The 13,229-nt window shown below is 37.5% G+C and carries 14 protein-coding genes; 4 read left to right on the top strand and 10 right to left on the bottom strand.

What is annotated here, in order from left to right:
* Window positions 1-149: 149 nt before the first annotated feature.
* The 8 genes from ACNQFZ_RS14735 to ACNQFZ_RS14700 all read right to left on the bottom strand — a co-directional run bounded on the left by ACNQFZ_RS14735 (window position 150) and on the right by ACNQFZ_RS14700 (window position 7,781).
* Window positions 150-1,112, bottom strand: a complete 963-nt coding sequence (locus tag ACNQFZ_RS14735; RefSeq protein WP_458412089.1) for a FixH family protein — start codon at window positions 1,110-1,112, stop codon at window positions 150-152.
* Window positions 1,109-1,780, bottom strand: coding sequence for an ABC transporter ATP-binding protein (locus ACNQFZ_RS14730; protein ID WP_458412088.1), 672 nt, complete (start codon window positions 1,778-1,780; stop codon window positions 1,109-1,111). The genes ACNQFZ_RS14735 and ACNQFZ_RS14730 overlap by 4 nt, the downstream gene beginning before the upstream one ends.
* Window positions 1,777-2,574 (bottom strand): copper ABC transporter permease, encoded by a 798-nt coding sequence (locus tag ACNQFZ_RS14725; protein ID WP_458412087.1) that lies wholly within the window; start codon window positions 2,572-2,574, stop codon window positions 1,777-1,779. The genes ACNQFZ_RS14730 and ACNQFZ_RS14725 overlap by 4 nt, the downstream gene beginning before the upstream one ends.
* Complete coding sequence (gene nosD, locus ACNQFZ_RS14720; protein ID WP_458412086.1) at window positions 2,571-3,986, bottom strand: nitrous oxide reductase family maturation protein NosD; 1,416 nt, start codon at window positions 3,984-3,986, stop codon at window positions 2,571-2,573. Before nosD ends, ACNQFZ_RS14725 begins: the two co-directional genes overlap by 4 nt.
* Window positions 3,983-4,552: a hypothetical protein gene (locus ACNQFZ_RS14715; protein WP_458412085.1), complete on the bottom strand. Its 570-nt coding sequence runs from the start codon at window positions 4,550-4,552 to the stop codon at window positions 3,983-3,985. Before ACNQFZ_RS14715 ends, nosD begins: the two co-directional genes overlap by 4 nt.
* A gap of 66 nt (window positions 4,553-4,618) precedes the next feature.
* Window positions 4,619-6,496 (bottom strand): Sec-dependent nitrous-oxide reductase, encoded by a 1,878-nt coding sequence (gene nosZ, locus ACNQFZ_RS14710; protein ID WP_458412084.1) that lies wholly within the window; start codon window positions 6,494-6,496, stop codon window positions 4,619-4,621.
* A 15-nt stretch (window positions 6,497-6,511) separates the two neighbouring features.
* The gene (locus tag ACNQFZ_RS14705) at window positions 6,512-6,967 is read right to left on the bottom strand and encodes a c-type cytochrome (protein ID WP_458412083.1); all 456 of its coding nucleotides are present in this window, start codon (window positions 6,965-6,967) and stop codon (window positions 6,512-6,514) included.
* A 220-nt stretch (window positions 6,968-7,187) separates the two neighbouring features.
* A complete protein-coding gene (locus ACNQFZ_RS14700; RefSeq protein WP_458412082.1) occupies window positions 7,188-7,781 on the bottom strand; it encodes an SCO family protein in 594 nt (197 codons plus the stop codon).
* A 214-nt stretch (window positions 7,782-7,995) separates the two neighbouring features.
* Between ACNQFZ_RS14700 and ACNQFZ_RS14695 the strand changes: the two genes are divergently transcribed.
* Genes ACNQFZ_RS14695 through ACNQFZ_RS14680 form a run of 4 tightly spaced genes read left to right on the top strand, consistent with a single transcriptional unit; the run spans window position 7,996 to window position 11,320 of the window.
* The gene (locus tag ACNQFZ_RS14695) at window positions 7,996-8,904 is read left to right on the top strand and encodes a putative selenate ABC transporter substrate-binding protein (RefSeq protein WP_458412081.1); all 909 of its coding nucleotides are present in this window, start codon (window positions 7,996-7,998) and stop codon (window positions 8,902-8,904) included.
* A 13-nt stretch (window positions 8,905-8,917) separates the two neighbouring features.
* Window positions 8,918-9,700 (top strand): phosphonate ABC transporter ATP-binding protein, encoded by a 783-nt coding sequence (locus ACNQFZ_RS14690; protein ID WP_458412080.1) that lies wholly within the window; start codon window positions 8,918-8,920, stop codon window positions 9,698-9,700.
* On the top strand, window positions 9,669-10,466 hold the full coding sequence (locus ACNQFZ_RS14685) for a PhnE/PtxC family ABC transporter permease (RefSeq protein WP_458412079.1): 798 nt from the start codon (window positions 9,669-9,671) through the stop codon (window positions 10,464-10,466). The genes ACNQFZ_RS14690 and ACNQFZ_RS14685 overlap by 32 nt, the downstream gene beginning before the upstream one ends.
* Complete coding sequence (locus ACNQFZ_RS14680) at window positions 10,463-11,320, top strand: PhnE/PtxC family ABC transporter permease (RefSeq protein ID WP_458412078.1); 858 nt, start codon at window positions 10,463-10,465, stop codon at window positions 11,318-11,320. Before ACNQFZ_RS14685 ends, ACNQFZ_RS14680 begins: the two co-directional genes overlap by 4 nt.
* Window positions 11,321-11,396: 76 nt before the next feature.
* Here the strand turns inward: ACNQFZ_RS14680 and ACNQFZ_RS14675 are convergent, their stop codons facing one another.
* Both ACNQFZ_RS14675 and ACNQFZ_RS14670 read right to left on the bottom strand, forming a co-directional pair.
* The gene (locus tag ACNQFZ_RS14675) at window positions 11,397-12,182 is read right to left on the bottom strand and encodes a CoA-transferase subunit beta (protein WP_458412077.1); all 786 of its coding nucleotides are present in this window, start codon (window positions 12,180-12,182) and stop codon (window positions 11,397-11,399) included.
* Entirely contained in the window at window positions 12,179-13,207 is a 1,029-nt protein-coding gene (locus ACNQFZ_RS14670) for a CoA transferase subunit A (protein ID WP_458412076.1), read from the bottom strand. The genes ACNQFZ_RS14675 and ACNQFZ_RS14670 overlap by 4 nt, the downstream gene beginning before the upstream one ends.
* Between the last annotated feature and the right edge of the window lie 22 nt (window positions 13,208-13,229).

Here is a 13,229-nt window from a genome sequence, read left to right as displayed (position 1 = left end):
TCTTAGCTGCATTTCTACTAATTTTACTATTTGCACAATGTTAATGTCGTGATTGGTTTCACACTAATTTTCTAAAAAAGTGAAAAATTATGGAACAAGAGAACCGCCCTTTTATTCCAAAAAGAAGCAGGAGACAATCTCCTGCTTCCTCATGAATTATTAATTTTAATATTCAAAGTACCAACCTGTGAAACTAATAGTTCTTCGTATTTCTTTTCTGCTAGCATGTTAACTTCTTTTGTTTCTGCCTTTGGATTTGCTTTTTTCACATTATTGATTACATCTTGCTGCACTTTAGAAACTAACACAATGGCTTTTTGCTGTTTTTCTTGGATGGCCCAAAATTGGTCCTCACCGTAATCTTTAATCATTTTTTGAGCTACAGGACTGTTTCGATATGCATTTTTTGTTTCATTTAGCTTTGCTTGGATTTCATCATCTGTCGCAGTATGTCCTTTTTCTTCAGCTAATAAAGTCATTGCTCGTAAGCGGATAATTTGTGTTAATAATGTATTCTTATTTTTAATAGCCGCTTCTTGGTTATCCCAATATTTCATAGCCTCTTCTAATTCTTTTCCTTTATACTTGGCTTGATCAGCTTCACGATACATTTCCATTTGAATATTATTAATGAGCCCATAAAATTCTATATCTTCATTTGTGACTTTTTCTCCGTTGATAGTTGCGATGACATCCTTAGGCAGAGTCGCCAAATTAGTCTTGGCATTTTTTGCTGTGTCAGCTGTACTTGCTGCTTCAGCTTTTTTTGCCGTAAAAGTCACTAGTTTTTCCTTTGTGTCTTTTCCATTCGCTATTGTTAACAGCGCTTGCCAGTCACCTTCCATTGGTAGCATCACTTCACCACCATAAACGCCTTCACCTTGTTCTTTTAATTTAACATTAATGGAGCCGTGGTCCATCTTCTCCATTTCAAAGCTTGCCTTTACATTCAAACCAGTTGAAGGCTTCTCACCTTCCATAATTTTGAACGATACTTTAGAAGCTGAATCCGGCATAAACACCGGTGTATCCACGAGATTGACATTATAGTTACTGCCGCCGCAACCAGATAGTACAAATAATCCCATTAAAAAGGTTAATAGTTTTTTCATGCGAGTGCTCCTTCTTTTAATATCTTTGTTTCAAAATCTGCAATAGTATACTTTTCTATTTTTCCATCCTTTAAGTAGGCCACATGGGAGCAAATTTGGTTGATTTCATCAATATGGTGTGATGACAAAAGAATCGTTTTATCCTTTAATGATTTCAAAATAGATAAAATCTCAATTCGACCAATTGGGTCGAGTCCACTTGTCGGTTCATCCAATATCAATAGTTCCGTATCAAAATAGAGCATGATTCCTAAGCCAAGCCGCTGGAGCATCCCTTTTGAATAACCTGATACCTGTTCTTTGCGATCCTCCCAGAGGCGGACAAGCTTCAATTTTTCCTCCAGCTTCGCTTCATCGACATTTCCATCTTCCAATGAAGCAAAGAATCGCATATTCTCTTCTCCAGTAAGGTTTGGATATAATTGAAATTTCTCTGGTAAATAGGAAACGGTTTTCTTCCATCCCTTTTTTTGAACAGGGATATCGTTTAAACTGATAGACCCTGTTTTGAGTGGTAGTAAATCCAACATTAGTTGAATAATCGTTGACTTTCCGGCACCATTTCTCCCTACGAGGGCACATAATTCATTTTTTTCAACAAAGAGATTCACCGAATCTAATACCTTTTTTTTCTGATATGAATGGGAAACATTCTTGATCTCAATCATATTCTTTCACCCTTTCGTTTTAATAGGATGCTTAGTACGAAAGAAAGTGCCACCCAAAAAATGACATCAATGACTAAAAACAATACTGGTGATGCCCAGACCATTTTCTCCATGAGACGTGACATATGGTCTGTCGAAATAACGCCCAAAGACGTTTCTAAATAGAAAGGAATCGCATGAATAGGATCTAAAAAGAAAAAAATCGAAAATGTCTGAACGTTATCATAGGATACAGTTGGCAGTATATATAGAAATAATAAATCTGCTAAATAGACGAATAAGAACCAAGTGAAAATATTAGCACCAATCAACTGCATTCTTGTATGGCAAATACTTCCCAATAATATACCAATTTGGTTGAAAATAATAATCAAGAAGATGACAGATAATAAAAATGCGATAAAATAACTTACATTAAAATAAAAGTAAAATTTCATAATAACCGCAAACACAAAATACCAGGCGATAAATACGCCTAAGATTACAGCTTGCACCGCTGCACTTTTCTTTAGTAAAAAGCTTTGAAATGATTCCCGTTTCGTAGTTAGTATCATTAAAGTTTTTAATTCCTTCTCTTGAATAATAGAAAAGGAAGCAATAAATATACTTAACAACGGCAGGATAAACACATTCATTTCAAATAGAGATAAGAGAAAGACGGTAAACCCTTGCTCAGACGGTAATGATCGTGCTTCCAAAAGGATAAAAACTGATAGAAGAATAACCATAGCCAGTGCTAGCCATATCCCTTTGCCTCTTGATTGTTCTTTCCATTCCTTCCAAATATAATTCATTGTGCACTTCTCCTTTTGTTTTTCCAGTAACTACTTCCCAAAATAATGAGTACTAGAAAACCGAAGATGTATAAATAACGATTTCCGTTTGTTGTTCCTTTATCAAGTAACGGATATTGGTCAGTAACCATGACTTGTTGTTTATTTAAAACTTCATTCATTTTTTCATAGATACTTATAGCCGGACTTTTTAAGAATAAATAGGCTAATTCATTGTCCTCTACGAGTTGATAAAGAGAGGATTTATATTCAACAGGATAGTCGCCAATTCCGTTTTGATCTAAATCCAAAACTGGAACTGTATTACCCCAATAATTTCCGTGTCCATTTTCAAACCACTGGTTGTGATCCTCGCCGCCAAGTGCTAAGACAGAGGCAATATTATTCGTAAATTTATTGCCGCTAAATACTTGATCTGAAGAGGAAGCCCATACTTCTACACCTATCTGGTTTTGTAAAAATTCGTTATCTTTTACAATTGCTTTTTGCGATTGATCCATATAGATTCCGCGTTGATTTTGGAAAAAGAGGTTTTTTGTGATTACCGTATCATCGCTTGATAATAAAAGCACACCGTATGAACGTGTACCTTGATTTAAGGTAAATTGATTCCCCTCTAATATCGTTCCACGAGATTCCATGATGGCTGCACCGCCAATATTATAGGTAAATATATTATTATAAAATTTATTTTCGTCGGAATACATATAATGCAAACCGTACCTCGTATGCTTAATGTCGTTTCCTTTTGACAGATTTTGATTGCCATAGTCAAAGAAAATTCCATCACGAGTTCCATCAATAGTATTATTTATAAGTTCATTTTGATTGGAGTAATAAAGTTGAATGCCATTGCCTTGCCCTGCAATCTCACCATTTTTCCGGCCAATAACCGTAACATTACTTATTTTATTATGATGGGATTGACTTAAATAAACACCATGAAAACAATCAGTAATTTTAATATGATCAACGGTGTTTCCATCCTTCATAAGTTTAATGCCCGCATATTCTTCCCCGGAATTCCGGTCCTGTCCACCATGGGTAACAGCAAAATTCTTCAATATGACATTAGAAGACTTAACCGTTATAACGTTGCCTTTCCCTTCCCCTTTTATAATTGTTTTCCCTGTGCCAATGATAGTAATCGGGGATGTAATGACAATATTGCCTTCATATGTTTTTCCTTCAAGCTGCAGCGTTCCATTTGCCGGAGTTGCATCAATTAAAGCCTGCAGCGACTCCTTTGCAAAAGCTACACTACTAAGAGCAAACATAGCAAAAATAACAATGACAAGGGCTTGGATTTTCACCAGTAATGGTGAAATCCAAACTCGATTGTTACAGATTTGCACCTTACCGTTATTCTTGTTTTTGAAATTTTTAATAAAGGTGCTTAAATCTTTGCTCATCGTACTCTATCCTTCCAAAGGGGAATGATCATTAGAATAAATGCAATGCCAATCATGAAAAATCCAGTAGAAAAATAACTATGTGTTACAAAATTGGCAATTGTATTTTCACCAATGATAGGTGGAACAAATGGCGGTACATCAATTGGTGCCGCTGGGTCTAATTCTGTTCCATAACTTTTCAACCAACGGTGGATATCATAAACCCCTAGGCCACCACCGACTACAAATAAACCAATTAAACTTACCAGTAGTTTCCTATTACGTAAAATTGCAACAATTAAAGTTAATAAGGCCAATCCAGCAATAATATAAGTTAAGTAGTTTAATTCAGGAAAGTTTGCTTCACTAAATTCTTTCATACCAACATAGTGGTTTAATCCATTGATGATGGCAACATCATTTGCATCTTCCAATTTATTTGGATAAACAATAATATCCAATCCTTCTGGATATTGCGGCGCAAAAAACTTCATTCCCCACCATGGAAAGAAAATAGAAACGACAAAAAGTCCTGCCGCAATAATTAATAGAACCATTGAAGATACAGATAGTTTTTTAGACATTCCGATCCCCCCCAAAGAGTTATTTTTAAAAACAGAGGAGTACCGGTAAGTACTCCTCCACCTTTATTATTTTGTTGGTTTAACTAGTAAGTAACCATTCATTTCTTGGTGTAATGCAGAACAGAAGTTAGTACAATATAATGGATATGTTCCTGCTTTATCGGCAGTGAATTCAACTGTGTTAGTCTGACCTGGCTGTACTTCCATATTTAGATTGTACTTATTGATTGCGAAACCGTGTGTAATATCTTCATCAAAGTCGATATTCGTTAAATGGATAAATACTTTATCGCCTTGATTTACTTCAATTACATCTGGACGTTTTGCTTTCGAATCAAATACGAATCTTGAACGCATTGCGATACCGTATACATGTACTTCGTTACCTTTACGTTCAATTCTTGTCTTATCTTGACTGTATACTGCGTCTTTATTTGATGGATCTTTATCATAGACTTCAATTGTTTTAATCTTATCAGCTTTAATCATTTGTGCATAGTGTGGCTCTGGGTTAACTGGAGCTGATTGAATTACTTCCATCTTCGGACCAGAAAGGTCGATTAATTGCATTGACTCTGGATGTGATGGACCTACTTCTAAGTAAGAATCCTTCGCAAGTTTATTCAATGCGATAATATACTTACCGTCTGGAGATGCTGAGTCACCTTCTGCGGCAACTGAGTGACCTGGTGAATATTGAACAGGTACACGGTCTAACGTTTCGCCTGTGTTTGGATCCCACTTAACGATTTCAGAAGAAATGAACATTGTTGTGTAAGCCATTCCTTTATCATCGAATTGAGTATGAAGTGGTCCAAGTGCGTTTTCTGGGTTAACTTCTCTTTCCATTACTGATTTGTAATTTAATACAGGCATACCATATTTTTCGCCATCGAAATCTTTATTCTCAATTGCTTTAAATGCTTTTTCAAAAGAGAATACTGTCATAGCAGGTGCAAGTTTACCTGAAGCGATAAATCTTGTACCATCTGGTGTTACGTCAACACCGTGTGGAGATTTCGCAACTGGTACTAAATAAAGTCCACCTTTTTCTTTTTCAGGGAAGATGACTTTTTGACCATTTATATCTTGATATTTTCCTTCTGCTACCATCTTCTCTAACTCTTTCCAGTTGAAAAGAACGATATAGTCACGGTCTGCTTGAGACGCGTTGATTTCCATTGTCGTTGTTGCTTCTTCAGTGTTATAAGTTGTAATTACACCCCAGCCATGTGAAGGACCTTTACCAGCATCTGATAAGTCATAGCTCCATGGTGGAAGGGCCACTTGCCAAGCAACTCCAAGTTTTTCTTTCTTCTGATCAAAGTTAACAGCACTCATAACGCCATAATATTTTTGGCTGTACTCATCAAGTGATGCATATGCACTGCCTAATGGTACTGAGAAACGAGTTGGAAGGAACATATACTCTGTATTTTCAGTAACGAACGCTGCACAGTGTGGTCCACTTGTATTTGGTACATCGAGAATATCCTTAACAGTAAATGTTTTTAAATCCATTACTGCAGCACGGCTATTTGCTACATCTGTTGCAAACATAAATTTACCGTCATATTCACCTTTTGTTTCAGAAAATGCTGGGTGGTGGAAGTCACCCCATGTATAGTTGCCCATAAGTTTCTTTGATTCCTCTGACCAACCATAACCAGTTGCAGAGTCTTGCGAGAAAATAGGTACTGTACGAATATGTCTCATTGATGGAACACCATAGACAAACAATTGTCCTGAGTGACCACCTGACGCAAATAGATAATATTCATCTTTTTGGCCGAATGGTACATAAACTTTTTCAGCATTTGTTTTTGTTGGCGATGCTGTATTAGCAACCGATTTTGGACCAACATCTGTTTGTGCAAAGAATACTGTTGATGCTAATACACCTGCAACTAAACCAGTAATAGCGGGAATAATGCCTTTCTTCATAAAATGCACCTCCTATTATTTTTCACTAGCTATTTTTAATGCTTCGACGATTTTATTGATTTCATCATCAGTTAGTGGGTTGCTGCCAATTACACCTGACATAACTGCAGAAGTTGGCTTTTTCAAGAATTCGTTGACTGGCTTGCCATGCTTGCCTGGTACATTCTTATATGCTTGTGATAAGTCAGGTCCAACTTGACCAGCTTTAATACCAAGCTTTTCGATTGAATGGCATTGAATACAACCTTTTTGCTTGAAGATTTCACCCTCTGGAGATGCTGCAACAGTTTCTGGTGCGGGTGCTGCCTTATCTTCTGTCGTTGCCCCTTGTGTATTTCCTTGTGCTTGTTCTGTAGTTGCCTTTGTATCGGGAGCAGCTGCTTGTTCAGACGACTTGGATTGGCTAAATAAATAACCACCGCCGAAGCCTACTAATGCGAAAACTAAAAATATAATAATTGCATTTTTCATACCGTCCCCCCCTTTCCAGGAAAATTATTGGATTACGTTCCTTATCTTAATTGTTGGGAAATCAAAAAAACGTGATAATTATCACGTTTTCACCGAAATTCCCTATATTTCACAATTGTTTCACATCTTCTTCACATTTTGGACGAAAATTTCATATTCTTCTTTTTTGCAAAAAAAAAACTAGCTTCCATCCGGAAACTAGCAAACTTGGATAAAAAGACTATTTCGTTAATGCTTTTAAATCAGAAATGATTTCCTCATAGGGCACTTCCAAGCCATTATATCCTTTTACAATGATGCCTTCTTCATTGATTAAAAATATTTTTGTGCTGTGAATAAACTGATCTGTTCCTGGCTCTGCTTCTGCTAATGTTTTGAAAGATTTTGCAATTCTTTTTATATCGTCTGCTGTGTATCCTGTGACAAATTGCCAGTTCGAGTGATCTGCTTGAAATTTGCTTGCGAATTCTTTTAATGTTTCAGGCGTATCTCTCCCAGGGTCAACACTGAATGAAACGATATCAACACCTTCTATTTTCTTTTCCGTCATTTGCCGTTGCAATTTAGCCATATTTGCTGTCATTGGTGGGCATACTGTTTCACAATTGGTAAATACAAAATTTGCTAGCCAAATCTTACCTTTCATATCTGAAAGTTGAATTTGTTCATTATCTTGATTGACTGCAGTGAAATCTGCCATTGGCCAATCATAGGTGGCTTCAAATTTAGGTTGATTACAGGCTGTTAAAGCCAATAAAGAAAATATTACGAGTAAAACAATTCCAAATTGAATGCGACACTTTTTTAAAAACATGCTCATCCTCCAACTCTTATTAAATTCTATACGACTTCATTCTACCAAACTTATAATAAAAAGATTGTACACTTTTTTTCAAATTTGTAAATTGTTATAAATGGATGGTATTACTACTATTCTGATAAGTTTAATTACTTTACCTTTGTTTTTTATATCGTTATAATTATTTCTGATATTTATTATGAAATTTTTTTATTAAGGAGAGAGACTAATGAGAAAAACTTTACTTACCCTTTTTTCCTTAGTTCTGATACTTGCATTAACTGCTTGTGGAGGCAACAGTGGAAATAAAGAAACGGAAAATAACCAGGAAACAGCGAAATCAACTGAAAAACCAGTATTGAAAATCGGTGCAATTCCTGACCAAAATGCATCTGATTTAAATAGAAGCTTCAGTGCAATGGCAAAATACCTTAGCGAAGAAACGGGTCTTGATGTTGAGTATGTGCCATCAGTTGATTACGCTGCATTAATTACTGCCTTTCAACGGGGTGAAATTTTATTAGGATGGTTTGGGGGACTGACTGGTGTACAGGTTCGAAATGTTGTTCCTGAAGCCGAAGCAATTGTCCAAAGACCGCGCGATGCCGAGTTCCATTCAGTATTTATTGCCCAAAAGGATTTACCTGTTAATAGCTTAAAGGATTTAAAAGGAAAAAGCTTCACATTTGGCAGTGAAAGCTCTACTTCCGGACATTTAATGCCACGTTACTTCATGGATGAGGCTGGTATTAATCCTGATAAAGATCTTGATGGAATGCCTAACTATTCCGGCTCCCATGATAAAACCTATAAGTTGGTTGAATCAGGAGCATACCAAACCGGTGCTTTAAATGAAGCGGTATGGGAAGAAGCCGTTAAAGAAGGCAAGGTTGACGTGAATAAAGTTAAAGTATTCTATACAACTCCACCATATTACGATTACCACTGGGTCGTTGGCAATGTCGATGAAGTATACGGCGCAGGTACAAAAGAAAAACTAAAGCAAGCATTGCTTTCAATGGGTCCAGAACAAAAGGACATTCTTGATTTATTTGCAACTGACAAATTTATTGAAACAAAGAATGAAAACTATGCTGCAATAGAAAAGGTAGCGAAACAATTAGGTATTATAAAGTAGTAGGTGATCAAACATGTCCATACAAAACGGACAATTTGTTTTAAATAAAATTGAGAAAACGTACGGGGAGAATAAAGCATTATCTCCCCTTACTCTTTGTATTCAAAAAGGAGAACGCATCGCCTTAATTGGCCCGAGCGGTGCTGGCAAGTCTACGTTACTTAATATTTTGGCGATGATTATTCAACCAGATCATGGGGAATATTTCCTTGATGGAAAACCTTCCCCACAATATAAATCAGGAAAAAGCCTTTCACAAAAGATAGGCATTATCCGTCAGCAATTTGATTTAGTTCCAACATTGCCGGTCATTCATAATGTTTTAGCCGGCCGTTTAGGTGAATGGGGATTTTTAAAATCGCTTCTTTCTTTTTTTATTCCCCAAGACAAGGATATGGCTAGTAGAGCATTGGAAAGAGTAGGCCTAGTAGATAAATTATATGAAAAGACCAGCAATCTTTCGGGTGGACAGCAGCAGCGAGTTGCACTAGCGCGACTGTTAGTACAAAAGCCTGAAATTATTCTTGCCGATGAGCCAGTGGCATCACTTGACCCTGCTCGTTCCGAAGATATTATCTCAATGTTGGTAGAATTGGCAACGGAGCAAAAACAAACATTAATCATGAGCTTGCATTCTGTTGAACTCGCTAAAAAATATTTCGATCGCATCATTGCATTACGAGAAGGAAAAGTTTTCTTTGACCTCCCAACTGAAAAGGTAACCCAACAAATGTTAACAGATCTTTATTATTTAATGGAGTTGAATGATGATGAAAACAAAACCGCCATTTCATAAAAAGACTCTATTAACCATTGTGATGGCTGCCGTATTGATCGGGAGCTTATTTTCTGTCGAGTGGGGACCTGACCTGTTACATTCGGGAGGCATGGTAACAACCATGCAAATTTTAGAAGGAATTATTAAACCGGACTTATCCACAGATATTATTAAAATCGCTTTAACATCCTCTTGGATTACATTGGCATATGCTACTGCCGGTATGTCTTTAGCTGCCATAATAGGCGTCGTGTTCGGTGTGTTGGCCTCTGGTGTTGTAGCAGTAAGTCGTTCTAAAAAAGTTTTGCTTAAGACGTCCTTCCGTGGCATTTTGGGATTTATGCGGGCTATTCATGAGCTTGTCTGGGCATGGTTGTTTGTAGCAGCACTTGGACTTTCCCCATATGCGGCGATTTTTGCGATTGCTATCCACTATGGCGGTATTTTAGGGCGAATTTTTGCTGATATGCTGAATGATGTTCCGGAAGAACCTATCAAGGCACTAAAAGCAAGTGGTGCATCCAGGATGCAAACATTATTATATGGGTATTTCCCCATTGCAGCAGGGGGAATGATCAGCTACATTATGTATCGTTACGAATGTGCCATCCGTGCTTCAGCGATTATGAGTTTTATAGGTTTGGGCGGACTTGGCTATCAAATTCAATTATCCCTTAACGATTTAAAATATGATGAAGTATGGACGTTTATGTACTTTTTAATCGCCTTGGTTTTACTTATCGACTATTGGAGCCAGGTTTTGCGAAAGAGGTTGGTAGCATGAAAAATAACACTACACATAAGCGCCCTGCAAAGGTTGGAGTTATTAAGCTTTCCGTTTATTTAGTTTTTGCACTTATCTTCAGTTCATGGCTTTTTATATTCAATAGTAAAGATGCCAATTTCTTTGCGCTATTTTCCCATGAAAACCTCCAGTATACTCAAAAATTTATCAATGGTTTACTCGGTGTCGGTGAAGAAAATCCTGCTTTTTTTAATAAGGAAAGTTGGATGGATGCCCTAACGCTTTCGCTTGAGACTTTAGTAATGAGTATCATGGCGATTGGTTTTTCTACTATTATTATGATTTTGACAGTTATTCCGGCAGCGCGCAATGTTGCTGATGGGACACTAACACTTTCAAGAAACTGGTATGGTAAAATTGTCTATGGAATCATACGCGGGCTCTATATTTTTTCAAGGTCTGTCCCTGAATTATTATGGGCGATGATGATTATCTTTATATTTAAACCAGGGATTCTTCCCGGAGCCATTGCCCTAGCTTTACACAACTTCGGGATATTAGGTAAACTTTGCGCTGAGGTTATTGAAGATGTTGATACAAGGCCAATCCGGAGTTTGGCTTCTTCAGGTGCCGGGAAAGCTCAAATGTTCATCTATGGCGTGATTCCAACCGTATTACCTCAATTTATAACGTATATTTTGTACCGCTGGGAAGTTATTATCAGAACAACGATTGTTGTCGGCTTTGTGGGTGCCGGTGGGCTAGGCCAGGCGTTTAAGCTAAGCATGAGTTGGTTTCATTACTCAGACATAACGTTATTTTTAGTGTGCTATATTCTACTTGTTGTGTTAACAGATTCTATTTCAGAAGGAATTCGGAGATTTATAAAATAGGCAATTTTATATGATTTATTAAATTTCAACAGCCGATTATTGTGAATCGGCTGTTGGAATATTTATTTGTGAAAGCTTAATTTTTCCCTAAAACAATGCCAGTTGCATCCAACTGTTGTAGGATTTCAAGTTCCCCACTTGTTGGTTCAGGAAGATAACTCCAGTTTGGATCAATTTCAATTTCAAAGCTGCTGTTTTCTTGAACTTCCTCTAATGTTACACCTTCATACAAATGAAGCAGCTTCATTCGTTTTGTTTCCTCAGAGAAACCATAAACACCTAATTGTGTGATTACACGGTATGGACCGGTATTCTTTGGCAACCCATGCTGTTCGCGTTCACCTGGTCCAGAGAAGTAGCCAGGGCTTGTAAAGAAATCAAGTTTCTCAACAAATTTGCGTTTATCTTGGCTCATCAAGATAATATTACGCCAACAGAAGGAAGCAATGTCAGCACCACCGCCTGAGCCAGGGAGACGAACTTTCGTATTTTCCCACGTCCCTATTAATGTTGAATTTAAATTACCATATGCATCAATTTGTGCCCCACCTAAAAATCCGTATTCAATGAAGCCTGCCTGCGCTAAGCTCATTACATAATCCATAGAGCCGACAATCGTACCATTTTCAAATGTCATGGATTCACTTACTTGAATAGGCAGACGTTGTGATGGCGTGCCGCCAATCCCGCCTCCTTCATAGACCGTTAATAATCCGGGAGCATGTGTTTTTTGAGCATATATACCAGCGAGTAACGGCATGCCTGTGCCTACAAAAACACTTTTATTATCTTCTAAAACCTTAGCAGCTGCAATAATCATTCTTTCTGCGGCTGTTGCTTTTGCTTGTGTTGTTGTCGTCATTTTTTTAACGCTCCTCTCGTTGAAACTGTTGGATATGGAACTAATCCCTTTTCGATATTTTCAAGTTCGCGTAGTTTTGCAAGACCACCGATTTTTTCCAAATATTCATAATGGTCTTTTGTTGAGCGAATATATTTGTCTAAGTATTCCTGTACTCCCTCATCCGTTTCGGAGGCTTTAAGCCATTCCATCCATTGGTCCTCATCAAATGAATAATCATATGGGACCTGGTTAGGATGTGAACCAAATGGTGCCTCCACAACTGCATCGACAACAAAGAATGGAATGTTTGTGAGATCTGGACGTTTTTGAATTTCTTCTTCCGGAACAATTTTTTCAGCTGTAATAATAACCTTTTTAGCCGCATGTGCAAGATCGATATCCACTGTAATATTTCCGTCGATTTGACAGTTTCCATATTTGTCGGCACGATGGACGTGGATAATCGCTACATCCGGATAGCATGCAGGCAATAGATTGATTTTTTCACCGCTAAATGGATCTTCAATGACTTTAGCGCCGCTGTAATGTAATGTATCCGTACCAAGCGCCGTTCTTGCTGGGAAGAATGGAATTCCTCTTGCTGCAGCTGAGAAACGCCATTGGAACCCTGCATTTGTCATTTCTGAAAGAATCGTTAATTTGCCATTTTTGACAGCTCTACGAGATGCAGGACATAATCCACGAATTTCATCACCAAATCCGTAGGCAATTTCTGCCTTTGTGATGAGACCCGCAGCTGCTAGTAACTGCCAATCATGCTGGGACCCTTTTGCGGCAACTGTTAAATCACCAATATTTTGGCGGATAATTTCATAAACAGCAGCCATTGGATTACGAACAGAGCCCATCCCACTGAAGACAACATAGTCACCCTGGCTGACATTCTTTTCTACTGCTTCTTTTAACGAAACACGTTTATCAACTTTTCTCGTAGATTTATTGTTTCTGCGATACTCTCTCATTTCATCTGTAGATAGCCAACCATATAAATATGGATTTTCAGATTTTACGCTTGTAGTCATTGTACCGTTCTCCCCTCGTTGT

The sequence above is a fragment of the Schinkia acidoalkalinis genome, from assembly GCF_054301215.1.
Note: the sequence above shows the minus strand (reverse complement) of the source record. Positions and strands in the feature narration are given on the sequence as shown.

Excerpts from the sequence above, each read along its gene's own strand:
- ACNQFZ_RS14735 (WP_458412089.1), bottom strand. The coding sequence starts at position 1,112 with ATGAAAAAACTATTAACCTTTTTAATGGGATTATTTGTACTATCTGGT.
- ACNQFZ_RS14730 (WP_458412088.1), bottom strand. The coding sequence starts at position 1,780 with ATGATTGAGATCAAGAATGTTTCCCATTCATATCAGAAAAAAAAGGTA.
- ACNQFZ_RS14725 (WP_458412087.1), bottom strand. The coding sequence starts at position 2,574 with ATGAATTATATTTGGAAGGAATGGAAAGAACAATCAAGAGGCAAAGGG.
- nosD (WP_458412086.1), bottom strand. The coding sequence starts at position 3,986 with ATGAGCAAAGATTTAAGCACCTTTATTAAAAATTTCAAAAACAAGAAT.
- ACNQFZ_RS14715 (WP_458412085.1), bottom strand. The coding sequence starts at position 4,552 with ATGTCTAAAAAACTATCTGTATCTTCAATGGTTCTATTAATTATTGCG.
- nosZ (WP_458412084.1), bottom strand. The coding sequence starts at position 6,496 with ATGAAGAAAGGCATTATTCCCGCTATTACTGGTTTAGTTGCAGGTGTA.
- ACNQFZ_RS14705 (WP_458412083.1), bottom strand. The coding sequence starts at position 6,967 with ATGAAAAATGCAATTATTATATTTTTAGTTTTCGCATTAGTAGGCTTC.
- ACNQFZ_RS14700 (WP_458412082.1), bottom strand. The coding sequence starts at position 7,781 with ATGTTTTTAAAAAAGTGTCGCATTCAATTTGGAATTGTTTTACTCGTA.
- ACNQFZ_RS14695 (WP_458412081.1), top strand. The coding sequence starts at position 7,996 with ATGAGAAAAACTTTACTTACCCTTTTTTCCTTAGTTCTGATACTTGCA.
- ACNQFZ_RS14690 (WP_458412080.1), top strand. The coding sequence starts at position 8,918 with ATGTCCATACAAAACGGACAATTTGTTTTAAATAAAATTGAGAAAACG.
- ACNQFZ_RS14685 (WP_458412079.1), top strand. The coding sequence starts at position 9,669 with ATGATGATGAAAACAAAACCGCCATTTCATAAAAAGACTCTATTAACC.
- ACNQFZ_RS14680 (WP_458412078.1), top strand. The coding sequence starts at position 10,463 with ATGAAAAATAACACTACACATAAGCGCCCTGCAAAGGTTGGAGTTATT.
- ACNQFZ_RS14675 (WP_458412077.1), bottom strand. The coding sequence starts at position 12,182 with ATGACGACAACAACACAAGCAAAAGCAACAGCCGCAGAAAGAATGATT.
- ACNQFZ_RS14670 (WP_458412076.1), bottom strand. The coding sequence starts at position 13,207 with ATGACTACAAGCGTAAAATCTGAAAATCCATATTTATATGGTTGGCTA.